The following is a 23,905-nucleotide window of genomic DNA, read 5'->3' as shown; positions in this document are numbered from 1 at the left end:
CCCTTTTTTCGACCGCTCGTCGCCCATGGGGCACCCCAGCGCCCTCCGCCAGCCAAACGAATGACAGATCATCCGCCCAGGAGAGTTGCCATGATTCGCATTCACTCGCTGTTGCTCGCCCTCGCCATGGGGATCGCCGCCACCACCAGTTACGCCGCGACAGACGCAACCAACACCGACAGCCATCCGAAAACCGACCAACGCGGCGGCAAGACCGCCGGGGAAGGCAGCAGCGTCAACAGCCCGGGCAGCGCCCAGGACAATGACAGCAGCGACACCAGCGGCAACTCGGATGCCGCCGATGGCGCGGCCGGTGGCTCCAACAGCACCGGTGAAGCCACAGGCTCCGGCGCCGGGCACACCGGCGGCACTGCCGAAGACCAGGACAGCCACTGACCGGCAGCTGGTCTACACTGCGGCGCAAAGGCCTGCCGAGGAACCGTCATGAACCTCAAACCCTGGCTGCTAGCCGCCCTACTGCCAGGCACCGCCGTGGCTGCCGGCGGCGACTCTGCCGCGCTGTCGATCAGTTCGTCTTCGTTCACCGATGGCGGTGTCATCGGCCTGCAGCAGGTCGGGCCGGATCCGGCCTGTGGTGCCGGTGAGGGGCGCACGCCGCAGTTGAGCTGGAAGAACCTGCCCAACGGCACGTTGTCACTGGCCCTGGTGATGTTCGACCCGGACGGCGGCAAGGGCCTGGGCGTGGTGCACTGGCTCGCCTACGACATCGACCCGGCGCTCGACGGGCTGGAGGCAGGCGCCGGCTGGCAGACCAGCCAGGCGCTGATTGTCGGGCGCAATTCGCACGGCACCATGACCTATCGCGGGCCTTGCCCGCCCGCCGGGGACAGGCCACACCACTATGCACTGACCCTGATTGCCACTGACCTGCCGCTGGGCACCTTGCCGCCGGAGCTGGATCGCGGCGGCTTGATGGAACTGCTCAAAGACCATGCGCTAGGTGCGCAGAGCCTGGTCGGCCGTTACGGCCACTGATTCAACGCCAGAACTGCGAGTCGTCGACAATCCGCTCATGGCTGGCAAACATCCCCGGCAGCTGCTCCTTCAGATAGTCGATCCAGGTCCGCACCTTGGCATCGAGGTAATGGCGCGACGGGTAGATCGCATACAGCGCATTCTCACGTAGCCGGTACGGCGCCAGCAACCGCCGCAGGCGCCCTTGCTCGATGGCCTGGCTGGCGGTGTAGAACGGCAACAGGCCAATGCCCATGCCCAGTTCGCTGGCCACCAGCATGGCGTCGGCGACGTTGGTCAGGAAGCTGTCGCGCGGGGCGATCACGCAGTGGTCGACGCCCTGAGGGAATACCCAGTCGCCTTCATGCATCGGATAGGCCATGCGCAGGCAGCGGTGTTCGTGCAGGTCTTGCGGCCGCTCGGGTACACCATGGGTTTCAAGGTAGCTGGGCGCCGCGCAGGGGATGCTGAAGATGGTACCCAAAGGCACGGCAATCAGCTGCGAATCGGGCAAGGCCTCGTCCACGGTGATCACCACGTCGTGGCCCTCGGCCAGGGGGTCGGGGTTGCGCTGTGACAGCGTCAACTCGATGGCCACTTCCGGGCACAGGGCGTTGTAGCCGGCCACCAGCGGCATCAACAACATGCCCAGGCCATGCGGGCAATGCAGGCGCAGGCGGCCCCGCGGGGTGAGGTGCGCGCCGCGGGCTTCGTCCATGGCCTCGTCGGTCAGCGCCATGATCTGCCGCGCCCGTTCCAGAAAACGCTCGCCCGCCTCGCTCATGCGCAAACGACGGGTGGTTCGGTGCAGCAGGCGGGTCTGCAGCTGGTTCTCAAGCTCCGCGACGATCCTCGACACCTGCGCCGCAGAAATGTCGAGGGCATTGGCGGCGGCGGCGAAACTGCCGCACTCCACCACCCGGGCAAAGGTACGCATGGCGTGCAGCATGTCCATGGGGGCTGGGCTCCTTGATCGGTCTTATTCGTACGTTCCAGGCAGGAATCTATCACGACTTAGCCCATTTATTGAGGATCACCAATGAATACATCATTGGTAAAACATTGAAAAAGGAGCCTGCCATGAAACGTTCGATCGCTGTTGTCGCCCTGTCTGCCGCCCTTGCTGCGTTCGGTGCCTTCGCCGATACCCCGGCCAGCCAGCCGACCGCCAGCAACTATGAATACGGCATGCCGCTGGATGTGGCCAAGGTCATCTCGATCACCCCGGCCAGCAACGCCGCCGACTGCCAGGTCGGTACCGCGCACATGGTGTACGTCGATCACCAGGGCCAGAAACGCGAAGTCGACTACCGCGAAATGGGTAACTGCTCGCAGCAGTGAATCAGGCCAGCACCGCGTTGATCCAGCCGATCTGCCGGGCGAAGTCACGCAGCTTTTCTTGCGGAATGGCATCGCGGGCACGCTCGAAGTTGGCCAGGCTCTGCTGCTTCTGGCGCAACATGCGCTGCCACTTGGTCACGAATGCCGGGCTTTTCTCGCGCATCAGCACAGGGCCGAAATACAGCTCTTCGGCACTGTAGGCCACCACCTCGCAAGGTTCGGCGACGATGATCTCGTAGTCGAAACGGTTTTCCCGCAGCAATTCTTCGCTGACGATCCGGTAGCCGTTGTCCATCAGCCAGCCGCGCAATTCGCGCTCATCGCCATTGGGCTGCAGGATCAGGCGCTCGCTGCCGTTCAAGCGCGACTTGCCACGCTCGAGAATCTCGCACATGGTCTTGCCACCCATGCCACACAGGCTGATGGCGGTGATGCGGTCGTCGGGCTCGATTGCCTCCAGGCCATCGGCCAGGCGTACGGTGACGGATTCCGTCAGGCCATTGCGGCGCACGTTGCGCTGGGCTGAGGCATACGGCGTCTGCGCCACCTCGCCGGCCACCCCGGCTTCGATCACACCGCGCAGCGCCAGCGCCACCGGCAGGTAGCCGTGGTCCGAGCCGATATCGGCCAGGCGTGCGCCCTGCGGCACATGCGCCGCCACACGCTCCAGGCGCATCGATAATGTCTGTTCGTTCAACTTCAGCACCTTGCTCAACAATCGGCGGCGATTCTGACCGCCGGGGCGCAGCATTTCAATGCATAAGCGCCCATCGGCTCGACCCTTGCGACAGGCTCGCGTAGGCTTGCCGCTTTCCTTCCGTTGCAAGGCGAATACCCATGGCAGATCTTATCTACACACCGGATTCCGACGCCGAGTCCATTTCCTCCGACGTGGCTGAGTACAACGGCATCCTGGTGACCACGCAGATCCCGGCCGATCTCGATGCCGACATCACCCAGCAGAGCGAGAGCACCCTGCAGGCCCTGAAGGACGCCCTGGAAAAGGCCGGCAGCGGCATGGACCGGGTCATGCACCTGACCATCTACCTGACCGACATGGCCGACCGTGCTGCCTTCAACGAGGTCTACCAGCGCTTCTTCAGCAAGCCATGGCCGGTGCGTGCTGCGGTTGGCGTGGCTGCGCTCGCCTACCCGCAAATGCGCGTCGAAGTGACCGCCATGGCCGCCAAACGCTGATTACCGTTTTACTGGCTCCGCCTGCGGGCGGGGCCTTCTTTTCGAAAGCAGGACGCTGCATGCAATTCCCCCCGTTTCGCCGCAAGGCCCTGATTGCCTTGCTTCCCGGTCTGTGCCCATTGGCCCAGGCCGAACCCGTCACCACCTTCAATCTTCTCGAACCGGTGGTGGTGACCGGCAGCTACGCCCCCAACCCGAGCTTCGACCTGCCCTACTCCATCGACACCGTCGACCGCCAGCAGATCGCCGATGGCCAGTTGGGCGTCAACCTGTCGGAAGCGCTCAACCGCGTGCCTGGCCTGGTGGTGCAGAACCGCCAGAACTACGCCCAGGACCTGCAGATCTCATCGCGTGGCTATGGCGCCCGCTCGGCCTTCGGCATCCGTGGCATCAAGCTGCTCAGCGACGGCATTCCGGCCAGTACCCCCGATGGCCAGGGCCAGGCGGCCTCGTTGAACCTGGACGTGGCTGACCGCATCGAAGTGCTGCGCGGCCCGGCCTCCGCCCTCTACGGCAGCAATGCCGGTGGTGTGATCCAGATGTTCTCCCGTGATGGTTCGGGGCCGCCCAAGGTGGGCGCGCAAACCACCTTCGGCAGCGATGGCTTCAACAAGAACCACGTCTACAGCGAAGGCGGCAGCGAGCAGGCCGGCTTCCTGGTCGATGCCTCGCGCATGGACACCGACGGCTACCGCGACCACAGCGCCGCCCGCCGCGACCAGACCTTCGCCAAGGTGCACGTCAAACCGGACGAGGACAGCCGCCTGGCGCTGATCTTCAGCACCCTGGAACAAAACAGTACCGAAGACCCGCTGGGCCAGACCTGGGATGCCTACAATCACGACCCACGTTCGGTGGCGGCGCGCGCCGAGGAGTACGACACGCGCAAGAGCATCCACCACCAGCAGGTGGGCATGAATTACGAGCGTTACTTCGGCGATGCGACCCTGCAGTTCAACCTGTATGCGGGCAAGCGCAGCGTCATCCAGTACCTGTCGATCCCCAAGGGCACCCCGGCAAACAACCGCGGTGGCGGCGTGGTCGACTTCGACCGCGAATTCCATGGCGGCACTCTGCGCTGGATCCAGCCGGTCAGCGCCGCCCCCGGCAACCTGACCCTGACCTTCGGTGCCGACTACGACCGCAGCCGCGACGACCGCCGTGGCTTCCAGAATTTCAGCGGCGACACCCTGGGCGTGAAAGGCGATCTGCGCCGTGATGAAAAGGACACCGCCACCAGCCTCGACCCGTACGTGCAGGCCCACTGGGAACTGGATCGCTGGACCGTGGATGCCGGCCTGCGCCACAGCAGCATGGAGATGGAGGTGGACGACCACTTCCTGGCCAACGGCGATGCCAGCGGTTCGAAAAAGTACCAGCGCACCACCCCGACCCTGTCGGTGATGTACGCCTTCACCCCCGACCTGCATGGCTACATCAGCGCCGGCCAAGGCTTCGAAACCCCGACCCAGGCCGAGATGGCCTATGCGCCCGGCGCCCTGGAAGGCTTCAACTTCAATCTGGAACCGGCCACCAGCACCCAGTACGAACTGGGCCTGAAGATGCGCCCGGATGAGCGCACGCGGATCAATGCCGCAATCTTCGAGATCCGTACCAAGGACGAGATCGTGGTCGCGGCTTCCACCGATGGCCGCACCAGCTACCGCAACGCCGGCAAGACCCTGCGCCGTGGCTTCGAGCTGAGCGTGCAGCGTGAACTGAGCCCGCAGTGGCAGGCCAACCTGGCCTACACCCTGCTCGATGCCACCTATGACGAAGCCTTCACCCAGGGCACCACGTCCATCGACAAGGGCAACCAACTGCCTGGCGTGCCGCGCACCAGCCTTTTTGGCGAGCTGGTGTGGAAGCCGCGTGATGGCATCAGCATGGGGCTCGAAGGTCAGTACCGGAGCAAGGTGTATGTCGAGGACACCAATGACCAGCATGCGGCGCCGGGTTATACAGTGTTCAACTGGCGCACGCAGTTCCAGCAGCATGTCGGACCGTGGACGTTCCATCAGCTGGTGCGCCTGGACAACCTGCTGGACCGGCAGTATGTCGGGTCGGTGATTGTCGGCGATGGCAATGGCCGTTACTACGAGGCCGCACCGGGCAGGTCCTGGTATGCCGGGGCCGGGCTGGAATATCAGTTCTGACTTTTTGGGCTTGGCTGTACACCTCTCGGCACCCGAAGGTGCCAGCCAGGCATTTCACCGCTACAATGCCGCCCTAAACCGTGACAGCCCGAACCTATAACGACATGTCCCTTCCAAAGAATCACCTGGAACTGCTCAGCCCTGCCCGTGACGTGGCCATCGCCCGCGAGGCGATCCTGCACGGCGCTGATGCCATCTACATCGGCGGCCCGAGCTTCGGCGCGCGCCACAACGCCTGCAACGAAGTCAGCGATATCGCCGAACTGGTCGAGTTCGCCCATCGCTACCATGCACGCGTGTTCACCACCATCAATACCATCCTCCACGACAACGAGCTGGAACCGGCGCGCAAGCTGATTCACCAGCTCTACGACGCCGGCGTCGACGCGCTGATCGTGCAGGACCTGGGGGTGATGGAGCTGGATATCCCGCCCATCGAGCTGCATGCCAGCACCCAGACCGACATCCGCACCCTGGAGCGGGCCAAGTTCCTCGACCAGGCCGGGTTCTCCCAGCTGGTACTGGCCCGCGAGCTGAACCTGCAGCAGATCCGCGCCATCGCCAGCGAAACCGACGCGGCCATCGAGTTCTTCATCCACGGTGCGCTGTGCGTGGCCTTCTCCGGCCAGTGCAATATCTCCCACGCCCAGACCGGGCGCAGCGCCAACCGCGGTGACTGCTCCCAGGCCTGCCGCCTGCCGTACACCCTGAAGGACGACCAGGGCCGCGTGGTGGCGTTCGAGAAGCACCTGCTGTCGATGAAGGACAACAACCAGACCGCCAACCTGGCCGACCTGGTCGATGCTGGCGTGCGCTCGTTCAAGATCGAAGGCCGCTACAAGGACATGGGCTATGTGAAGAACATCACCGCCCACTACCGCAAGGAACTCGACGCCATCCTCGAAGGCCGCCCGGAACTGGCCCGCGCCTCCAGCGGCCGTACCGAGCACTTCTTCCTGCCTGACCCGGACAAAACCTTCCACCGCGGCAGCACCGACTACTTCGTCACCGACCGCAAGGTCGACATCGGTGCCTTCGACTCGCCAACCTTCACCGGCCTGGCCGTGGGTGTGGTGGAAAAGGTCGGTAAGCGCGACATGCAGGTCGTCACCGAGGTGCCGCTGACCAACGGCGACGGCCTCAACGTGCTGGTCAAGCGTGAAGTGGTGGGTTTCCGCGCCAACATCGCCGAGCCGCGTGGCGAATTCGAGGAAGACGGCCAGAAGCGCTACCGCTACCGCGTCGAGCCCAACGAAATGCCGGAAGGCCTGCACAAGCTGCGGCCGAACCACCCGCTGTCGCGCAACCTCGACCACAACTGGCAGCAGGCCCTGCAGCGTACTTCATCGGAGCGCCGTGTGGGCGTGGAATGGCACGCGGTGCTGCGCGAACAGCGCCTGATGCTGACCCTCAGCAGTGAGGAAGGCGTCAGCGTGCAGGTGGCACTGGACGGCCCCTTCGGCGCTGCCAACAAGCCACAGCAGGCACTGGACCAGTTGCATGACCTGCTCGGCCAGCTGGGCACCACGATGTACCACGCCAACCGCATCGAGCTGGATGCACCGCAGGCGTTCTTCATCCCCAACTCGCAGCTCAAGGCCCTGCGCCGCGAAGCCATCGAGGCGCTGACCGAAGCCCGCGTGAAGGCGCACCCACGTGGCGGGCGCAAGGCCGAGACCACGCCGCCACCGGTGTATCCGGAGTCGCACCTGTCGTTTCTGGCCAACGTGTACAACCAGAAGGCCCGCGACTTCTACCACCGCCATGGCGTGCAGCTGATCGACGCGGCGTACGAAGCCCACGAGGAACACGGCGAAGTGCCGGTGATGATCACCAAGCACTGCCTGCGCTTCTCGTTCAACCTGTGCCCCAAGCAGGCCAAGGGCGTGACCGGCGTGCGCACCAAGGTGGCACCGATGCAGCTGATCCAGGGCGATGAAGTGCTGACCCTGAAGTTCGACTGCAAGCCGTGCGAAATGCATGTGATCGGCAAGATGAAGAACCACATCATCGACTTGCCGACGCCAGGTAGCGCGGTGGCTCAGGTGGTGGGACACATCAGCCCGGAAGACCTGCTCAAGACCATTCCGCGCGGGCCGCATTGATTTAGAGTCTGTAAGGGCCTCTTCGCGGGACGCGCCCGCGAAAGGTCCGACAAAGACACAAAAATGTCTCAGATGAGACACCAGGGCTTGATCCCCCTCCTGTTTCCTGCACAATGCCAAGCATGCACCCATGCGAGGCCCATCGATGCAACCCACGCCCCACGACGAACGCCTACTCAAGGCCCTGGCCCACGCCATCGTGGTCCACCCCCGCGCAACCCTCAAGGAGCTGGCCGAGACCGCTGGCGTCAGCAAGGCCACCCTGCACCGCTTCTGCGGCACCCGCGACAACCTGGTGGCCATGCTCGAGAACCACGGCGAGCAGGTGCTCAACCAAGTCATCAGCAATGCCGCGCTGACCACCGCCGAACCGCTGGACGCCGTGCGCCACCTGATCGCCGAGCACCTCAAGCACCGTGAAATGCTGGTATTCCTGATGTTCCAGTACCGGCCCGATACCTTGCTGGGGGACAGTGAAGACCTCCGTTGGCTAGCCTATACCAAGGCAATGGATGGCTTCTTCCTGCGGGCGCAGCAGCTGGGAGTGTTGCGTATCGACATCAGTGCGGCGGTGTTTACCGAGATGTTCATCACCCAGATCTACGGCATGGTCGATGCCGAGCGGCGTGGGCGAGCGGCCAGTGCCAATTCGGCGGTGGCGCTGGAGCAGTTGTTCCTGCATGGGGCTTTGGCCAGGGCTTGAGATCGGTGCTGGCCTGACACAAAAAAGGCCCCTGGGCACAAGTCTCAAGGGCCAACGCGGTTGATCATCCAACCAAAGGAGCCTGTGCTCAGCCGCGCGCCGGCCACCCGCCGCCCAGGGCGCGGAACAGGTCGACCAACGCCAGCTGGCGTTGGGTACTGGCCTCGATGTAAGCCGCCTCATTTACGAAATCGCTGCGCTGGGCATCCAGGTAGCGCAGGTGGCTGTCGATCCCGCCTTCATAGCGTGCCTTGGCCAGTGCCAAGGTCGCCCGGCTGGTATCGGCCAACGCCCGCCGCGCCACTTCCTCACGCCGCAACGTGTCGGTTGCAGCCAAGGCATCGGCCACCTCGCGGAACGCCGACTGGATCGTGCCCTCATACGCCGCCACCGCCGAATCCTTGCGCGCCTCGGCCAGGCTCAGCCCGGCCTGGTTGCGCCCGGCATCGAACAGCGGCAACGACAGCTGCGGCATGAAGCTCCAGCTGCGCGAACCGCCGTCGAACAGGCCGGACATCTGCGCGCTCGACGTGCCGAAGCTGCCGGTCAGGCTGATACGCGGGAAGAACGCGGCCCGTGCTGCACCGATGTCGGCATTGCGCGCCCGCAGCTGATGCTCGGCGGCGAGGATATCCGGACGTCGCTCCAGCAGCGCCGACGGCGCGCCAGGCGAGATGTCCTGCAGCACGCTCGGCGCAGCCTGGCGTTCGGCCGGGATGGCCTTGCCCGCATCCGCGCTGCCGACCAGCAACACCAGGGCGTTATACGCCTGGCGTTGCTGTCGCAAATTGCTTTCCAGTTCGGCGCGGGCCTGCTCGACCAGGCCCAGCGCTTCCTGGTGGTCCAGCGCGGTGGCGGCGCCTGCCGCTCGGCGTTGGCCGATCAGCGCCAGCGAATCCTCGCGGCTGGCCAGGGTCTGGCGAGTCAGGGCCAGGCGCCGCTCGGCACCGTCAAGGCTCAGGTAGGCCTGGCTGACTTCGGCGATCAGGGCGATACGTGCGGCGCGACCGGCTGCCTCGGTGGCCAGGTATTGCTCCAGCGCGGCATCGCTGAGGCTCTTCACCCGGCCGAACAGATCGACTTCATATTCCGGCAGCGATACGCCCACCTGATATGTGCTTGTCACGCCCTCCTGTCCATCATTGGACAGGCTGCCCGGCACATGCTGCCGATTGCCCGACGCGCTGGCATTCAGGCCTGGTACGCGATCGGCCCGCTGGATCCGGTATTGCGCCCGGGCCTGTTCGATATCGAGCAGGGTCTGGCGCAGCGAGCGGTTGTTGCCCAGCGCCGTGCCAACCAGCTGGCGCAGGGCCGGGTCGACGATAAACGCCTGCCAGTCCAGTTGGTCCACCTGCCGGCCCGCATGCCCTGCCCCGTCTTGCCACTGTTTGGACACTGGTGCCTCGGGGCGCTCATAGGTCGGTGCCAGGGAGCAGCCGCTGGCCAGCACGGCCAGGGCGAACGGCACCACAAGATTACGCATGACCATCATTCACCTCGGCAGCTTGAGCGTGCGGCGCCGGCTTGCGCTTGAGCAGCGACAGCACCCAGACAAAACAGATCGGCACGAACACCACACCCAGCAAGGTGGCACTGAGCATGCCGCCGATCACTCCGGTGCCGATGGCCCGCTGGCTGGCGGCACCGGCACCACTGGCAATGGCCAGGGGCACTACGCCGAGGATGAACGCCATGGAGGTCATCACGATCGGCCGGAAGCGCAGGCGCGCGGCCTCGATGGCGGCGTCGCGCAGGCTGTAGCCCTTCTCCCACAGTTCCTTGGCGAACTCGACGATGAGGATTGCGTTCTTCGCTGCCAGACCAATGATGGTGATCAGGCCGACCTTGAAGTACACATCGTTGGGTAGGCCGGTGACCATCACCGCCAGCACCGCGCCCAAGGCACCAATGGGTACGATCAGCATTACCGTCAATGGGATCGCCCAGCTTTCATACAACGCCACCAGCAGCAGGAACACCACCAGGATGGCCAAGGCGAACAGGCTGGTGGCCTGACCGCTGGAGACCTTTTCCTGGTAGGACAGGCCGGTCCAGGCATAGCCGATACCCGGTGGCAGATCGCTGACCAGGCGCTCCATCTCGGCCATGGCCTGACCGGTGCTGTAGCCCGGCGCGGCGTCGCCGGCGATGCGGATCGACGGGTAGCCGTTGTAGCGCACGATCTGCACCGGCCCTTCTTCCCAGCGGGTGGTGACGAAACTACTGAACGGCACCTGCTGGCCATCGGCGTTCGGTGCGTACAGGCGCAGCACGCTTTCAGGTGTCATCCGCTCACCCTGTTCGGCCTGCACCACCACGCGCTGCTGGCGGCCGGCGTTGGTGAAGTCGTTGATCACCGCCGAACCGAAGGCGGTGGCGAGGGTGTTGTTGATGGTCTCGAAGCTCACACCCAGGGCGCGGGCCTTCTCGCGGTCGATGGCGACCCGCAGTTGCGGCGCCTCGGCCAGGCCTTCCATCATCGCGTAGAGGATCACCGGGTTGCCGTTGGCCTGGCCCAGCAACTGGTCACGCGCCGCCAACAGGGCTTCACGGCCCAGGCCACCACGGTCGAGCAGGCGCAAGGCAAAGCCGCCGGAACTGCCCAGGCCATCGATGGGCGGTGGGTTGACCGCCATGATCGCGCCGTCGCCATAGCCCGCGAACTGGGTATTGATGGCGACGGTTTCGGCGTCAACTGACTGTTCCTTGCTGCGCACTGACCAGTCCTTGTAGGTGGGGAACGCCAGTGCGGCGTTCTCGCCCATGCCCGAGAAGCTGAAGCCACTGACCATGAACGCCGAGGCCAGCGCCTCGCGCGACATCAGGAACTGCTCCAGCGCCTGGCCGGTGGCATCGGTGCGCACGCGGCTGGCACCTGGTGGCAGCTGCACGTCGACGATGGCATAGCCCTGGTCTTCCACCGGCACGAACGACTCCGGCAGGCGCAGGTAGAAGTAGCCGAGCATCGCCAGGATGCCGGCGTACACCAGCATGTAGCGCCCGGCGCGTTTGACCAGCGCGCTGTTCATGCCCGAGTAGCGCTCGGTAAGGCGGGCGAAGCCACGGTTGAAGACGCCGAAGAAGCCGCGTTTCTCGTGGTGCCCAGGGGCCACTGGCTTGAGTAGCGTGGCGCACAGGGCCGGGGTGAAGGTCAGCGCCAGGAAGCCGGAGAACAGGATCGACACGGCCAGCGACAGCGAGAACTGCTGGTAGATCACCCCCACCGAGCCTGCCATGAACGCCAGCGGCAGGAACACCGCCGAGAGCACCAAGGTGATGCCAATGATGGCGCCCGACACCTGGCCCATGGCCTTGATCGTCGCCTGCCCCGGCGACAGCCCCTCCTCGGCCATGATCCGCTCGACGTTTTCCACCACAACGATGGCGTCGTCGACCAGGATGCCGATGGCCAGCACCATGCCGAACATGGTCATCATGTTCACCGAGAAGCCCAGCAACTTCATCACTATCAGCGTGCCGAGCAGGCACACCGGCACCACGATCGACGGGATCAGGGTGTAACGGATGTTCTGCAGGAACAGGAACATCACCAGGAACACCAGGACCATGGCTTCGATCAAGGTATGGATGACCTTCTCGATGGCCACATCGACAAAGCGCGAGGTGTCGTATGGCACCGAATATTCGACGCCTTCGGGGAAGAACTCACTCAGCTCGGCCAATCGCTCCTTGACCAGCTCGGCGGTTTTCAGCGCGTTGGCACCGGGCGCCAGCTGCACCGCGCCGGCCACCGCCGGCTTGCCGTCCAGGCGCGAGGAGAAATTGTAGCTCTCCAGGCCAATTTCCAGGCGCGCAACATCAGCCAGGCGCACCAGCGAGCCATCGGGGTTGGCGCGCAGCACCACACGGCCAAAGGCCTCTGGGTCGTTCAGGGTGCCTTGCACCGCCAAGGTGGCGGTCAGTTCCTGTTCGCTGCTGCCCGGCGTGCTGCCGAAGCTGCCGGCCGGCACCTGCACGTTCTGCCCGCGGATGGCGTTGCTCACGTCATCGATCGACAGGCCATAGCCGACCAGCTTCTGTGGGTCGACCCACACCCGCATGGCCGCTTCCGAAGAGAAGAACTGCAACTTGCCGACACCGGGCACCCGGCGCAGCTCGTTGTTGATGTTGCGCGCGGCATAGTCACCCAGGGCGGTGGTGTCGGCCTTGCCGGCAACATCCTTGTAGCTCAGGGCGTAGATCAGCAAGAAGCCCGCGCTGGTCTGCTCGACCTGGATGCCCTGGGTGGTCACCGCCTGGGGCATGCGTGCCTCGGCCTTTTTCAGGCGGTTCTGCACGTCCACCTGGGCCAGTTCCGGGTCGGTGCCCGGCTCGAAGGTGACCACCACCTCGGCCATGCCATTGGAGTTGTTGGTGGACTCGAAATACAGCAGGTTCTTGGCGCCGTTGAGCGACTCCTCGATGATGCTGGTCACCGACTCCACCAGCACCTTGGCCGAAGCACCCGGGTAGGTGGCGGTGATGGTGATCTGCGGCGGTGCCACGTTGGGGTACCGGGCGACCGGCAGCAGCGGCATCACCAATAACCCGCCCAGGGAAATGAACAGCGCCATGACCCAGGCAAAGTTCGGCCGCTTGATGAAGAACTTGGACATCTCGCTACCCTCGCCTTACCGCGCCGCGGCCTGTTGTGCCGGGGACGGGGCCACCGGCATGCCGGCAGCCAGGCCCGCCGGGCTGCCGACGATCACCTGGTCGCCCGGGTGCAGGCCTTCGGTGACCTGCCAACGGGCGCCCTGCATGGCACCGGTACGCACGCTGCGGGCCTCGGCGATGCCGCCCTTGCCGACCAGCATCACCCGTGCCTCACCGTCGCTGCCGCGCTGGATGGCGCGTTGCGGGACCAGGATCGCCTGATTGTCAGTGCCCTGGGGTGTCAGCACACGCACATACATGCCCGGCAGCAGGATGCCGTCGGCGTTGTCGAAACGCCCACGCAGGGTCACCTGCCCGGTACCGCTGTCAACCGCAACGTCGGTGAACATCAGCGTGCCCTGGCGTTGGTAGTCGGTACCTTCCACACGAGCGGTCAGGGCCGGGTTTTCACCTGCCGCCAGCACGCCGTCCTTGAGCGCCTGGCGCAGGCGCAGGGCGTCGGCAGCGGACTGGGTGAAATCAATGTAGATCGGGTCGAGTTGCTGGATGCGCGCCATCAGCGTGGCGTCGCCCTGCCCGACCAACGCACCTTCGGTGATCAGTGCACGGCCGATGCGGCCGGAGATCGGTGCCTTGACCGTGGCGTATCCGAGGTTCAACTGCGCCGTCTCGACATCGGCCTGGGCCGAACGCACGGCCGCCTGGCCGCTGCGCAGGTCGGCGCTGGCGCTGTCGAAGTCTTGCTGGCTGACCGCTTCGATTTTCACCAGCGGCTGGTAGCGGCGCACCCGGGCCTGGGCCTCGAGCATCACCGACTGGGCCCGCGCGAGTTCAGCCTCGGCACGCGACAGCGCGGCCTTGAATGGCGCCGGATCGATCTGGAACAGCACGTCACCGGCCTTGACGTCGGCGCCCTCTTCGAAGCGTTTGTGCAGGACGATGCCGGCCACCCGGGCGCGGACTTGCGCCACGCGCATCGGCTCGACCCGGCCAGGCAGGGTCGAGGCCAGGGCCAAGGGTTCGGCGGCGACCGTGACGGTCTGGACGGGAACGGTGGTGTTGGCGGCGGACGGTGGCGTTTCCTGCTCGCCGCAGCCGGCTAAAGCGACGGCAGCGGCCAGGCAACTGGCCATTCCTAGTGCACGCAAGTGCCTCATGATTCACCCGAGCTATAGATAAAAACGGCCCGAATGATATTTCCGCAAGCTTAATGAGTCAATTTTGTCTCATTTGAAACTTTGTGAAGATTTGTGAAGCCTGGGGCTGCTGCGCAGCCCCGCTTTTGAACTTACAGAATGCCCAACCCGCGCGCGGTGCGATCCACCGCAATCCGGGTCTTCTCCACTAACTCATCCAGCTCACTGTGGTTGGCCACCAAGGCCGGCGCCATGATCATCCGCCCCAAAGTCGAACGAATGATCACCCCCTCCTCGAAACCATAAGTACGGCACTGCCAAGCCAGGTCATTCTCATTGGCATAGCGCTTGCGGCTACCCTTGTCCTCGGCGAACTGCAGCGCCGCCACCAGGCCAGCGCCTTGCACCTGGCCAATCAGCGGGTGGTTGGCGAACACTTCGCGCAGGATGCGCTGCAGGTACGGCCCGGTGTCCTCCTTGACCTGGCGCACGATGCCTTCATCACGCAGCGCCTTGAGGTTGGCGATGGCCACTGCCGCTGCCACCGGGTGCCCGGAATAGGTCAGGCCGTGGGCAAACACCCCGCCCCGCTCGACCAGTGCCTCGGCGATGCGCTTGCTCAGCACCAGGCCACCCATCGGCACGTAACCCGAGGTCAGGCCCTTGGCAATCGACAGCGTGTCTGGCTCGAAGCCGAAGTATTCGTGGGCGAACCACTCGCCGGTGCGGCCAAAGCCACCGATCACTTCGTCGGCGCACAGCAGCACGTCGTACTGGCGGCAGATGCGCTGGATTTCCGGCCAGTAGCTTTCCGGCGGGAAGATCATCCCGCCCGCGCCCTGGAACGGCTCGGCGATGAAGCCGGCGACGTTCTCGGCACCCAGTTCGAGGATCTTCTCTTCCAGTTGCAGGGCGCAGCGGCGGCCGAACTCGGCCGGGGTCTGGTCACCACCGGCGGCGTACCAGTACGGCTCGTCGATGTGCGCCACATCCGGGATCATGCCGCCCATTTCGTGCATGAATTTCATGCCGCCCAGCGCGGTGGCCGCCAAGGTCGAGCCGTGGTAGCCGTTCCAGCGGCCGATCATGATCTTCTTGCTCGGCTGGCCAACGACTTGCCAGTAGCGGCGCACGGTGCGGATCAGCACCTCGTTGGCCTCGGAACCGGAGTTGGTGTAGATGGCGTGGCTGTAGTGGCCCGGCAGCAGGCTGAACAGCAGCTCGGACAGCTCGATGACCGCCGGGTGAGTGGTGTGGAAGAACATGTTGTAGTAGGCCAGCTGGTCCATCTGCGCGGTAGCGGCGGCGGTCAGGTCCTTGCGGCCGTAGCCGAGCTGGGTGCACCACAAGCCCGACATGCCGTCCAGGTAGCGCTTGCCGTCGCTGTCCCACAGGTGCAGGCGCTCGCCACCAACCATCACCCGCGGGCCTTCGGCGTTCAGCGCCTTCTGGTCGAGGAAGGCGTGGATGTGGTGGGCGGCATCGCCGGCCTGGTAGTCACGGGTGTCGCGCTGGGCTTGCAGCTTGGCTTGGAACGGTGCGTTCATTGTTGTTCTCCAGGGTAAAACGCGGCGTGCAGTTGGCCCTGCCAGACCGCTGACAGTAGAAATCGGGTGGGGTGAAGCGGCGCGATCAGCGCCTTCGCAGGTAGCTTTCCAGCGGGTCCTTGCTCAGGCCTTCCTGGGCCTGGGCCAGCGAGTCGATGAACAGCGAAAACAGCTCGGACTGCTTGGCGATGTCGAGTTTAGTGTAGAGGTTCTTGCGATGGGTCTTGACCGTGTCCTCGCTGATGCCCAGGCGCTCGGCCAGGGAACGGGTCGAGTGGCCGCGCAGCAGGTACTGGGCGATGCGGCACTCGCGCTCGGTGAGCAAGGAGGAGCCGAAGTTGTTCAGCGCGGCGTTGATCTGCCGGCCCAGGGCGCTCTCGAAACGCCCACCCAGGGCATCGACATCCAGGTGGCTCCACTGCCGCCGCACCGTGGCCACCACCCACGGCGCCACGCACTTGAGGTCATTGACCTGTTGGCGGTCCAGGCGGCGGGTGCTGGCCAGGGCCACGGCGATCGTCAGGTGCTCGTCGAGCGGCACGATGAAGTTGAGTTCGTCTTCCAGGTGAGCGTGCTGATAGAACGCCAGGTAGTACTCGCTACGCTTGAAGTGGTCGGGGGCGACATCGCTGAGGCGGTAGCAACCAGGGGCGATGCCGTCCATGCAGGCCCGGTAGAACGGGCACAGCAGGTAGTAGCCTTCGAGGTACTTCTGGATGTTGCCCTCCGGCAGCCAAGGGCCTTCCTCGTCCTTTTCGAACAGCGCCGACGGCAACCCCTTGCGCGGGTAGAGGAACACGGTGATGGCTTGGCACGGAGCAATCAGCTTGAGCGCGGCGAACAGCGCCTCGACAAAACCTGGCGACCCCTGGGCGTCGACGACACGTGCTATCTGCGCGTACCAGTCGGGCGATTTCAGCCGGTCTTTACTCATTGTCGTGGTCCCGTGCCAGGGTTGTTGTGGCAGGGATTCTTGCATGGGGCCTGGTTCCAGACCATCACCCTTCGGGGTGAGCCCCTGGCCCGGTTCAGGGTAAGGCTGGTCCCAGGAGTGGGCTCAGCTGATGGCCTCGAGAAACACCCAGGACGCTACCGCAGTCAGGACCAGCACAGCAGCCACAACGAAGTTCATGTAGCGGTAAACGTTCTGAGTCATCACAGCGCCTCCCCAAATCCTCGGTTTTCAGGGAGACAGCAATTCCCATTCCACATCGTGCAGCTTGCCTATCTCATGCTTGGCTGCTTGTGGGCCTCCAACCGCTGAACGTCCCTGGCGAACCATATCCCTACCGCAATCACCATCAGGCAGATGAACACGACGTCCCATGCCCTGTGCTCGATGGCGGCCACGATCGCGAAAAACTGCAGGGCACCAGCCCACCATAGAAACGGTCTGATTTTCGAGTAGCGCATAACCCACCTCACCACCCCCAACTATTGAAAGTCTAGTTGCATCTTGAGGGGGGCGATGTGTCCTTTCCGGCACAGAGGCGTCCCATAGGGACTGAACCGGAATGGATTAAAGTGATGCGAAAGGAATTGGCAATACTGGTTGCGCTATGCGTGCTCTTCACAGGCTGCGCGAACATGTCGCCGGGAAGTAGCCGGGACACCCAGGCGCAGGGCATCCCTTGCGATGGCGACCCGCCCAATCAGCCTGGCTGCTACTCCCGCGAGAAGCGGACTGGCTGGTGGAACGAACGCAGTTACTGAGTGAGTTCGCGCGGTAGCGCTTGAGCAACTTGGTGCTCACGATGTGGGCACTTAAACAGTTGCGCTATGATTCGGCCATCACCAAGGGAGCAGCATGATGAAAAAGCTATGGATGGGGGTGGCGCTGGCCATGGTCCTGAGTGGTTGCGGGACTGTGCGCACAGTGTCCGACGAGTCGAAAGCCGTGGACGACCTGGCGAAATGGCAGACCAACTGCCATACGATTACCCGAGCGTACAGTGGCGTCGCTTATCAGTTCTGCAACTTGAATGGGCCACAACGAACCGGGTCGCATTGGGCGCCGTTTCCTATTCTGATGGACATGGCAGCATCGGGCATTGCCGATACAGTCATCCTGCCCTACACCGGCTACCAGCAGTACAAGCGCGGCAATGTGGCTATTCGCAGGCTCGAGTATTGATACAAAGCTAAAGGCCCCGGGTATTTCAGGCTGGCGGAGCTTAAATAGGCGGCGCCGGGCGCTGTAGCAAACTTGGCCGGCATCGCAAAGCAGCCTGATGCTGTCCGTCAACGCCCTGCCCTGCAACTGGTGTGTCATTCCAGCCCCCGCCGGCAATCGCCCCATGCCCACACCCACTTGGACTATCCTTGCCATCTCCAGCCACTCACATGAAGGATGCGCAGATGCCCGACGATGAGAAGCTGAGTTTTGCCGAGGCTATGGAACACTGGGTGAGAACAGTTGATTCGCTGCGGGCTCGAGAGCGCGCAGGGACTATCGCCCGACTGGAAGAGATTGAGAAGGATCGGCTAATGCAAGCCTTCCTCAGTAGTGCGTTAGGCTTGCATAACAGCATGAAATCCGAAAAGTCATAAGTGATAGCGGTATGCGCCCCTCAAAGCAGCTGTTCTGCAGTCTGTCCGAACGAGTATCGGTAGCCCCTACAAAATGCTTCCCACTCCTCATCCGACCATCCTGACCTGCGTTTGACTTGTCTCAAGTCATGGCGGCCGGCCTGCTTCGCGGTGAGGCGCTTCCTGGCCTTCTCCAGGTCAAGCAGTGCGACTTTCACGCACGCTTCGCTGAAGTCAACAAAGACATGTTTCAAGTACAAGCAACCGTGCTGCCAACGGCCAAGGTTCAATCTGGCAAGCTCTCGGCCATACGCTTCTAAAATCTCGTGGTGGCGCCTAAATCCAAGTGATTTGTCGAGGTTACGGGCATAGTAGTCATCCAGCGACAAATAACCATCCAGAGCTGCCGTCACCATTACTGCATGCCAAGCTCCGTCGCGTTTACGGACTTCGGCGTGGAGTAGCGATGGCGTGGCCACGCCCAATGACGCTGCCGCACGAAGAGCCTTCGCTTCGCGGGCAACAGTCGGATACCCAAACGGGTGTAAAAGGCTTCGATAGACATGCCCGACTTGCTGCTTTTTGTAAAAGGTCTGGCCCTCCAGCTCAATCCGAAGGACGCCACTTTCCCCGCCCCTGCGGATATTGGGGGGCTCCACCCAGTCCCCAGGCGCATTCAGGATGTCCTCTACAGGTGGGTGGGAGGTCCTCAGGCTTGTTGAATTATTATTTGTCATTGAGTACTCACTCATTTGCCAGCCTTGGTACAGCGAGATGCAAAATATAACAGTCACTTCGCAAACAAATCGACAACGTGGCTAAAGTCAAGCCCGCTCCAGGCTTTGCTTAAGCCCTATTCAAAACTTGAAAAACTGACCAGACACCCACCCTGTACGAAAGTCCAGTAACCAAACAGAGTGGTGCCGTAGTAGCGTCGAGGCAGGTCCATAACAGGAAACGCTTTATGACCATTCGCAGCTTGGCCCTGAATTCATAGAATAAGCGCAACGCTTGAAACGAGAGGCAGAGAGCCAGCCACCGGTAGAATCCAGGCTCTCACACCGAAGGATTCAAGCGCAGATGACAGTAGCGAGGATCAATCTACGCCCGCGCAAGCGCTTGGGCTGGAAGACGCCGTACGAAGTGCATACAGGGGTGAGCGTTGCACTTATGTGTTGAATTCAGGGGCGAAAAACCTGCCTCCAGATCCTGACAAGGAAGGTTGGGTGCTTGGGTGGGGCGTTCTTCGGGATAGACATCCATGGCATTTTGTCGACGTCTACGCCGACCACAAAACAGCCAAGGCGGAAGCGGAACGCCGCGGCGATGGCTACGTTGTGGAGTACGGCTCTCACCGTCTTGGCTCGAAAGAATTTGTGTGCGGCATCACCCTGCCTGAAGGCTGAGCAGTCAGCGTGGATGAAGTGCCATTACTGCGCCTTAGCCCCAGCAGAGGCTTGAGAGATATTGTGCGGTAAAAAATCGTCTCATCACGCCGGGCATTCCCGACGGCGTCACCCGAGCAACCATTGAATACAGAGAAATTACAAGGTTTCAGAACACAGCAGCAAAAGAGGCCCAAAGCGGCCAGGCCCCTCTATCGCTTCAGTGCGGCTGCTTTTAGTGGACGCCGGGCATCAATAATCGGTATATCCTTTTTCTCCAGGTGTATAAAAGGTCGAACTATCAGGTGCTATTAAGTTCTGCCCCGATGCGAGCTTGGCAACCAGGTCGGGGTTCGATATGAAGGGACGACCGAAAGCCACCAAGTCGCCACGCTGAGCGTCGAGATCTGCATTGGCGTGCGCGACGTTGTAGCCACCGGAGAGTATGTATTGGCCGTTGAACGCGGCGCGGATACTGGTTTTCAAGGCAGGACTGACTTCCGGCGCGCCCATGGCGCTGTGATCGACGATGTGAATATAGAGCAGGCCGAGCGCATTCAATTCCTTGATCAGAAGCAGGTACAGCGCGTCCATATCGGCATCTGGCAGTTGGCCGTTGAAGACCCCATACGGCGAAATGCGCATTCCAACCCGATCCGCGCCAATGGCGTCGACAGTTGCCCTTGCAACTTCGACCGCGAAGCGGATGCGGTTTTCAACGGGGCCTCCCCAGCGATCATCACGCTGGTTGGATGCGGTATTGAGGAATTGGTCAATCAAGTAGCCATTTGCTGCATGCAGTTCAACGCCATCGAAACCAGCCTTTATCGCCAGTTTGGCCGAGGCTGCATATTCGGCGATGCTCTGGGCAATGTCCGCCTCGGTCATGGCGTGGGGGACAGGATGCGGCTGCATGCCTTCGCTGTCGGTCCACATCTCGCCGGGAGCGGTGATCGCCGAAGGTGCCAGAACGCGAGCGCCTGCTGGCAGGTTCGCGGGGTGGCTGACCCGCCCGGTGTGCATCAATTGCACAAAAATCCGGCCGCCGGCCTGATGTACGCCATCGGTCACTCTTCGCCAGCCCTGGACTTGCTCTTCGTTGAACAGGCCAGGGATACGTGGGTAACCCAGGCCATTGGGTGATGGAGAGGTGCCTTCGGTAATAATCAGTCCGGCGTCCGCCCGAAGTCGGTAGTACTCTGCCATCAGTTCATTGGGCAGATTGTCGATCGCCCGACTGCGTGTCAGCGGCGCCATGACGATGCGGTTCTTCAAAGTGAAGTTGCCGAGCTGGGCAGGGGTGAACAAGCGGTTGTTCATAGACGTTTCCCGGGTGTTGGATTGGATTTGTCGTACTACGCGCTCAAGGTTGCGGCTGGTAGCGTTCTGCAGCGTGGGCTTGCCGAATGTCAGTCATCAGCCCTTGACGCGCCCCTTCCAGCGCATTCCAGCGCTCGGCAACATGAAGTGGCGGTATGGTTACCAACTCGCGACGGTCGAAACCGACGAGCGCAGCATCGACCAGCTCACCGACCTCCATCACCTCCGGGAGTGTGTTGACATCAATCCCGGCCCGCTCCCAGATCTCGGTGCGGGTCGCTGCCGGCAGCACCGCTTGCACGTATACGCCCTTGGGTGACAGTTCCAGGCTCAGACCCTGTGACAAAAACAGCACGAAGGCTTTGCTAGCCCCATAGATAGACATGCCGAACTCGGGCGCAAAACCCACCACCGAACCGACGTTGACGATCGCGCCGGTGCCTGACTGCGCAAGGCGCGGTGCGATCGCAGCAGCGAGTCGTGTCAGCGCGGTAATATTGAGGGTGACCAGGCGTTCAATGGATTCGGCGGACTGGTCCAGGAAACCACCCGACTGGGCCATCCCTGCATTGTTAATCAAAATGCCGATACCCGCGTCATCGCGCAGTCGATTTTCAAGTACGGACAGGTCTGCCGAACGAGTCAGGTCTGCTTGCAGAACCTCTACGGCCACTTTGCTATCGTTACGCAGGCGTGATGCAAGTTCGTCCATACGCGATTTGTCGCGCGCCACAAGGATGAGATTGTGGCCGCGACGGGCGAAACGCTCGGCGTAGGTGGCACCAATACCGCTGGAGGCACCGGTAATAAGTACGGTCGGACGCGTGGTCATGCTGGTTACCTTTATGGCTGTGTTTGGGGTTTGGTGAGAATCATGGCGGCAGTTACAGGGTGATCACGACCTTGCCTTTGCAACGCCCTTGAGCAAGGTACTCAAGCGCACCCTTTGCATCCTCGAACGGAAATACTTTGTCGATCACCGGCTGAATTCGCTGAGCTTCCAGAAGCTTGCCGATTTCGGCGAGTTGGGCGCCGTCCGGGCGCACAAAGAGAAACGAGTAACTGACGTTTCGTTTCTTCGCCAGGCGCATGATCTTGCGGCTCATCAGCCCGAATACGAAGGTCAGGAACACGTTCAGCCGTTTGGCTCGGGCAAATGCAGCGTCCAGCGGGCCGATCAGCGAGACGATCCGGCTTCCCGGTCTTAGGATGGATATGGATTTTTCAACCGTGTCCCCCCTCACGGTTCCGAGCGCTGCGTCATAGTCGCGCAGCACGGTCTCAAATCCCTGGGTCTTGTAGTCCACAACCTCGTCCGCACCCAGAGCGCGCACCAGCTCAACGTTGCCAGTGCTGGTGGTGGTTCCCACCTGCGCACCAAGGTATTTCGCCAGCTGAATTGCAAACGTACCGATCCCGCCCGACCCGGCAGGAATGAATATTTTCTGGCCAGCCTGAAGATTGATGCGTTCCTTCAGCGCTTGCCACGAGGTAAGGCCGACCATTGGGATCGACGCAGCCTGCACGAAGCTCAGATTGGCCGGTTTCAGGGCGGCAGCACTCTGCGGCACAACCGCGAACTCAGCTATTGCCCCTGTGCCCTGATCGAAGATGCTGGCGAAGACGGCATCGCCTGGCTTGAAGCGGCTCACGTTGCTACCAACCTCAATAACTATGCCGGCCAGATCACTACCAAGTGTGGCTGGCAGCTGGAAATGCAGCACAGGCTTGAACATTCCCGTCGGAATCATGTTGTCGATCGGGTTCAGGCCGGCAGCGTGGACCTGTACCAATATTTCGTCACCCTTCAACGTAGGGCGGGGAATATCGGCCAATCCGATGTCGGGTGATTTGCCATAGCGCTTGAAGGTGAGTGCTTTCATGGTTGGGCTATTCATCAAGTTTTTACTGTTTGGGACCGTCAGAGAGAAAGTCTCTTACCGCAGATAAAAGGCCTGGTAGTTTTGGAAGACGCCTCCATGGCCTGAACCGGGGTAAATCGTCAGTTGAGCACGGGGTAGTCGGCGTGCCATATCCATTTGGTGATCTGCGGCGGCCGCGCCATTCGAGTGGGGCCAGTGCCCGAAGACGCTGAGGCTGCTTGGGCGAAGGCCGGATTTTTCGTGCTCATCAATCAAGTCTCCCGAACGGGTGGATGGCTCATCATCGGAGTGTTACTATCAATTTGATACAGACAATACTCCCCTTTTGAAGGTAGGTCACTATCAAAATAGTATGGACATGAAAAATAGTTGCGATAACCCATGCCCGATCGCCCGCAGCCTGGCTGTTGCTGGTGACGCCTGGAGCGTACTGATCCTGCGGGATGCCCATGCTGGCCTCTCTCGCTTTGACCAATTCCGGAAAAGCCTGGGCATTGCACCGACAATGCTGACCCGCAGGCTGGCGACACTGACGGAGGAAGGATTATTGGAGAAGCGGCGCTACTCAGAGCACCCGCCTCGGGAGGAGTATCTGCTGACCGCTGCGGGACGCGATTTTCTGCCTGTGCTTTTCATGATTGGTGCATGGGGTCGACAACACCGAGGCGGTGGCAAGCTGACTCGCTTCTTCGACGCGGAAACAGGCACGGAAATCAAAGCTGTCGCCGTGGATGAGGTGACCGGGGCAAAGATCGGCACACGCCCCATGCGCATCGTTACACCTGACGAAAGCTGACACGACCTCTGGCCCCATCGGTAGATGATTAGTCAAGCCACTTCGAGATCTCCAGCGTGAACGTCTGCACTGGGTCGATTGCGGTCAGTCGTGAACGGCTGCAAGCGACCCAAAATCGACGCCCCACGCCGAGCCTATAGCGTGGATGGTTGGGACTGCCTTCTGGTGCGGGGCGGGACGCAGCAGCAGTTTGCCTGCGCATAGTCGCGATA

22 protein-coding genes are annotated in these 23,905 nt (G+C 62.5%); 11 read left to right on the top strand and 11 right to left on the bottom strand.

The features are described 5' to 3' along the window. Positions 1-90 precede the first annotated feature (90 nt). The gene (locus BGP85_RS11420; RefSeq protein ID WP_103447260.1) at positions 91-396 is read left to right on the top strand and encodes a hypothetical protein; all 306 of its coding nucleotides are present in this window, start codon (positions 91-93) and stop codon (positions 394-396) included. Positions 397-444: 48 nt separating this feature from the next. Continuing rightward, positions 445-996: a YbhB/YbcL family Raf kinase inhibitor-like protein gene (locus tag BGP85_RS11415; protein ID WP_103447259.1), complete on the top strand. Its 552-nt coding sequence runs from the start codon at positions 445-447 to the stop codon at positions 994-996. A gap of 1 nt (position 997) precedes the next feature. Here BGP85_RS11415 and BGP85_RS11410 read toward each other — a convergent pair whose 3' ends face one another. Further along, positions 998-1,930 carry a LysR family transcriptional regulator gene (locus tag BGP85_RS11410; RefSeq protein WP_103447258.1) on the bottom strand — a complete coding sequence of 311 codons (933 nt, stop codon included), beginning with the start codon at positions 1,928-1,930 and terminating at the stop codon, positions 998-1,000. A 125-nt stretch (positions 1,931-2,055) separates the two neighbouring features. On the opposite strand from BGP85_RS11410, the gene BGP85_RS11405 reads away from it, so the two are divergent. After that, positions 2,056-2,316, top strand: a complete 261-nt coding sequence (locus BGP85_RS11405) for a DUF2790 domain-containing protein (RefSeq protein ID WP_103447257.1) — start codon at positions 2,056-2,058, stop codon at positions 2,314-2,316. A gap of 1 nt (position 2,317) precedes the next feature. Here BGP85_RS11405 and BGP85_RS11400 read toward each other — a convergent pair whose 3' ends face one another. After that, on the bottom strand, positions 2,318-3,013 hold the full coding sequence (locus BGP85_RS11400) for a tRNA (adenine(22)-N(1))-methyltransferase (RefSeq protein ID WP_103448252.1): 696 nt from the start codon (positions 3,011-3,013) through the stop codon (positions 2,318-2,320). Between the two features lie 134 nt (positions 3,014-3,147). Here BGP85_RS11400 and BGP85_RS11395 point away from each other — a divergent pair, with 134 nt between their 5' ends. From BGP85_RS11395 to BGP85_RS11380, 4 genes are all read left to right on the top strand, one after another. Next, the gene (locus BGP85_RS11395) at positions 3,148-3,513 is read left to right on the top strand and encodes a RidA family protein (protein WP_103447256.1); all 366 of its coding nucleotides are present in this window, start codon (positions 3,148-3,150) and stop codon (positions 3,511-3,513) included. Between the two features lie 59 nt (positions 3,514-3,572). After that, complete coding sequence (locus BGP85_RS11390) at positions 3,573-5,669, top strand: TonB-dependent receptor family protein (protein WP_103447255.1); 2,097 nt, start codon at positions 3,573-3,575, stop codon at positions 5,667-5,669. Positions 5,670-5,773: 104 nt separating this feature from the next. Further along, a complete protein-coding gene (locus BGP85_RS11385; protein WP_103447254.1) occupies positions 5,774-7,774 on the top strand; it encodes a peptidase U32 family protein in 2,001 nt (666 codons plus the stop codon). A 145-nt stretch (positions 7,775-7,919) separates the two neighbouring features. Then, complete coding sequence (locus BGP85_RS11380) at positions 7,920-8,477, top strand: TetR/AcrR family transcriptional regulator (protein ID WP_103447253.1); 558 nt, start codon at positions 7,920-7,922, stop codon at positions 8,475-8,477. Between the two features lie 88 nt (positions 8,478-8,565). Here BGP85_RS11380 and BGP85_RS11375 read toward each other — a convergent pair whose 3' ends face one another. The 5 genes from BGP85_RS11375 to BGP85_RS11355 form a co-directional block, all read right to left on the bottom strand. Beyond that, positions 8,566-9,969 (bottom strand): efflux transporter outer membrane subunit, encoded by a 1,404-nt coding sequence (locus BGP85_RS11375; protein WP_103447252.1) that lies wholly within the window; start codon positions 9,967-9,969, stop codon positions 8,566-8,568. Further along, complete coding sequence (locus BGP85_RS11370; protein WP_103447251.1) at positions 9,956-13,096, bottom strand: efflux RND transporter permease subunit; 3,141 nt, start codon at positions 13,094-13,096, stop codon at positions 9,956-9,958. Before BGP85_RS11370 ends, BGP85_RS11375 begins: the two co-directional genes overlap by 14 nt. Positions 13,097-13,111: 15 nt before the next feature. Beyond that, positions 13,112-14,254, bottom strand: a complete 1,143-nt coding sequence (locus tag BGP85_RS11365; protein WP_103447250.1) for a MexC family multidrug efflux RND transporter periplasmic adaptor subunit — start codon at positions 14,252-14,254, stop codon at positions 13,112-13,114. Positions 14,255-14,385: 131 nt separating this feature from the next. Next, positions 14,386-15,780: an aspartate aminotransferase family protein gene (locus BGP85_RS11360; RefSeq protein ID WP_103447249.1), complete on the bottom strand. Its 1,395-nt coding sequence runs from the start codon at positions 15,778-15,780 to the stop codon at positions 14,386-14,388. 85 nt (positions 15,781-15,865) lie between these two features. Next, a complete protein-coding gene (locus tag BGP85_RS11355; RefSeq protein WP_103447248.1) occupies positions 15,866-16,714 on the bottom strand; it encodes a helix-turn-helix transcriptional regulator in 849 nt (282 codons plus the stop codon). Positions 16,715-17,590: 876 nt separating this feature from the next. On the opposite strand from BGP85_RS11355, the gene BGP85_RS11345 reads away from it, so the two are divergent. After that, on the top strand, positions 17,591-17,914 hold the full coding sequence (locus BGP85_RS11345) for a YceK/YidQ family lipoprotein (RefSeq protein WP_103447246.1): 324 nt from the start codon (positions 17,591-17,593) through the stop codon (positions 17,912-17,914). A gap of 224 nt (positions 17,915-18,138) precedes the next feature. Further along, entirely contained in the window at positions 18,139-18,330 is a 192-nt protein-coding gene (locus BGP85_RS11340; protein WP_103447245.1) for a hypothetical protein, read from the top strand. Positions 18,331-18,350: 20 nt separating this feature from the next. Here the strand turns inward: BGP85_RS11340 and BGP85_RS11335 are convergent, their stop codons facing one another. Beyond that, positions 18,351-19,046: a lipopolysaccharide kinase InaA family protein gene (locus BGP85_RS11335; protein ID WP_258035856.1), complete on the bottom strand. Its 696-nt coding sequence runs from the start codon at positions 19,044-19,046 to the stop codon at positions 18,351-18,353. A 435-nt stretch (positions 19,047-19,481) separates the two neighbouring features. On the opposite strand from BGP85_RS11335, the gene BGP85_RS29220 reads away from it, so the two are divergent. Next, positions 19,482-19,715, top strand: coding sequence for a hypothetical protein (locus BGP85_RS29220; RefSeq protein ID WP_103448251.1), 234 nt, complete (start codon positions 19,482-19,484; stop codon positions 19,713-19,715). 231 nt (positions 19,716-19,946) lie between these two features. Here BGP85_RS29220 and BGP85_RS11320 read toward each other — a convergent pair whose 3' ends face one another. The 3 genes from BGP85_RS11320 to BGP85_RS11310 are packed head-to-tail and all read right to left on the bottom strand — an operon-like array spanning position 19,947 to position 22,897. After that, complete coding sequence (locus BGP85_RS11320; protein ID WP_103447243.1) at positions 19,947-21,014, bottom strand: alkene reductase; 1,068 nt, start codon at positions 21,012-21,014, stop codon at positions 19,947-19,949. A gap of 43 nt (positions 21,015-21,057) precedes the next feature. Next, positions 21,058-21,846, bottom strand: a complete 789-nt coding sequence (locus tag BGP85_RS11315) for an SDR family NAD(P)-dependent oxidoreductase (protein WP_103447242.1) — start codon at positions 21,844-21,846, stop codon at positions 21,058-21,060. Positions 21,847-21,898: 52 nt separating this feature from the next. Then, positions 21,899-22,897 (bottom strand): NADP-dependent oxidoreductase, encoded by a 999-nt coding sequence (locus tag BGP85_RS11310; RefSeq protein WP_103447241.1) that lies wholly within the window; start codon positions 22,895-22,897, stop codon positions 21,899-21,901. Between the two features lie 352 nt (positions 22,898-23,249). Here BGP85_RS11310 and BGP85_RS11300 point away from each other — a divergent pair, with 352 nt between their 5' ends. Next, on the top strand, positions 23,250-23,693 hold the full coding sequence (locus tag BGP85_RS11300; RefSeq protein ID WP_103447240.1) for a winged helix-turn-helix transcriptional regulator: 444 nt from the start codon (positions 23,250-23,252) through the stop codon (positions 23,691-23,693). Positions 23,694-23,905 lie beyond the last annotated feature (212 nt).

The organism is Pseudomonas putida, assembly GCF_002906855.1.
GTDB classification, from domain to species: domain Bacteria; phylum Pseudomonadota; class Gammaproteobacteria; order Pseudomonadales; family Pseudomonadaceae; genus Aquipseudomonas; species Aquipseudomonas putida_N.
This window is presented reverse-complemented; position numbering and strand designations above follow the sequence as displayed.

Excerpts from the sequence above, each read along its gene's own strand:
- BGP85_RS11420 (WP_103447260.1), top strand. The coding sequence starts at position 91 with ATGATTCGCATTCACTCGCTGTTGCTCGCCCTCGCCATGGGGATCGCC.
- BGP85_RS11415 (WP_103447259.1), top strand. The coding sequence starts at position 445 with ATGAACCTCAAACCCTGGCTGCTAGCCGCCCTACTGCCAGGCACCGCC.
- BGP85_RS11410 (WP_103447258.1), bottom strand. The coding sequence starts at position 1,930 with ATGGACATGCTGCACGCCATGCGTACCTTTGCCCGGGTGGTGGAGTGC.
- BGP85_RS11405 (WP_103447257.1), top strand. The coding sequence starts at position 2,056 with ATGAAACGTTCGATCGCTGTTGTCGCCCTGTCTGCCGCCCTTGCTGCG.
- BGP85_RS11390 (WP_103447255.1), top strand. The coding sequence starts at position 3,573 with ATGCAATTCCCCCCGTTTCGCCGCAAGGCCCTGATTGCCTTGCTTCCC.
- BGP85_RS11385 (WP_103447254.1), top strand. The coding sequence starts at position 5,774 with ATGTCCCTTCCAAAGAATCACCTGGAACTGCTCAGCCCTGCCCGTGAC.
- BGP85_RS11380 (WP_103447253.1), top strand. The coding sequence starts at position 7,920 with ATGCAACCCACGCCCCACGACGAACGCCTACTCAAGGCCCTGGCCCAC.
- BGP85_RS11375 (WP_103447252.1), bottom strand. The coding sequence starts at position 9,969 with ATGGTCATGCGTAATCTTGTGGTGCCGTTCGCCCTGGCCGTGCTGGCC.
- BGP85_RS11370 (WP_103447251.1), bottom strand. The coding sequence starts at position 13,096 with ATGTCCAAGTTCTTCATCAAGCGGCCGAACTTTGCCTGGGTCATGGCG.
- BGP85_RS11365 (WP_103447250.1), bottom strand. The coding sequence starts at position 14,254 with ATGAGGCACTTGCGTGCACTAGGAATGGCCAGTTGCCTGGCCGCTGCC.
- BGP85_RS11360 (WP_103447249.1), bottom strand. The coding sequence starts at position 15,780 with ATGAACGCACCGTTCCAAGCCAAGCTGCAAGCCCAGCGCGACACCCGT.
- BGP85_RS11355 (WP_103447248.1), bottom strand. The coding sequence starts at position 16,714 with ATGAGTAAAGACCGGCTGAAATCGCCCGACTGGTACGCGCAGATAGCA.
- BGP85_RS11345 (WP_103447246.1), top strand. The coding sequence starts at position 17,591 with ATGAAAAAGCTATGGATGGGGGTGGCGCTGGCCATGGTCCTGAGTGGT.
- BGP85_RS11340 (WP_103447245.1), top strand. The coding sequence starts at position 18,139 with ATGCCCGACGATGAGAAGCTGAGTTTTGCCGAGGCTATGGAACACTGG.
- BGP85_RS11335 (WP_258035856.1), bottom strand. The coding sequence starts at position 19,046 with ATGACAAATAATAATTCAACAAGCCTGAGGACCTCCCACCCACCTGTA.
- BGP85_RS11320 (WP_103447243.1), bottom strand. The coding sequence starts at position 21,014 with ATGAACAACCGCTTGTTCACCCCTGCCCAGCTCGGCAACTTCACTTTG.
- BGP85_RS11315 (WP_103447242.1), bottom strand. The coding sequence starts at position 21,846 with ATGACCACGCGTCCGACCGTACTTATTACCGGTGCCTCCAGCGGTATT.
- BGP85_RS11310 (WP_103447241.1), bottom strand. The coding sequence starts at position 22,897 with ATGAAAGCACTCACCTTCAAGCGCTATGGCAAATCACCCGACATCGGA.
- BGP85_RS11300 (WP_103447240.1), top strand. The coding sequence starts at position 23,250 with ATGGACATGAAAAATAGTTGCGATAACCCATGCCCGATCGCCCGCAGC.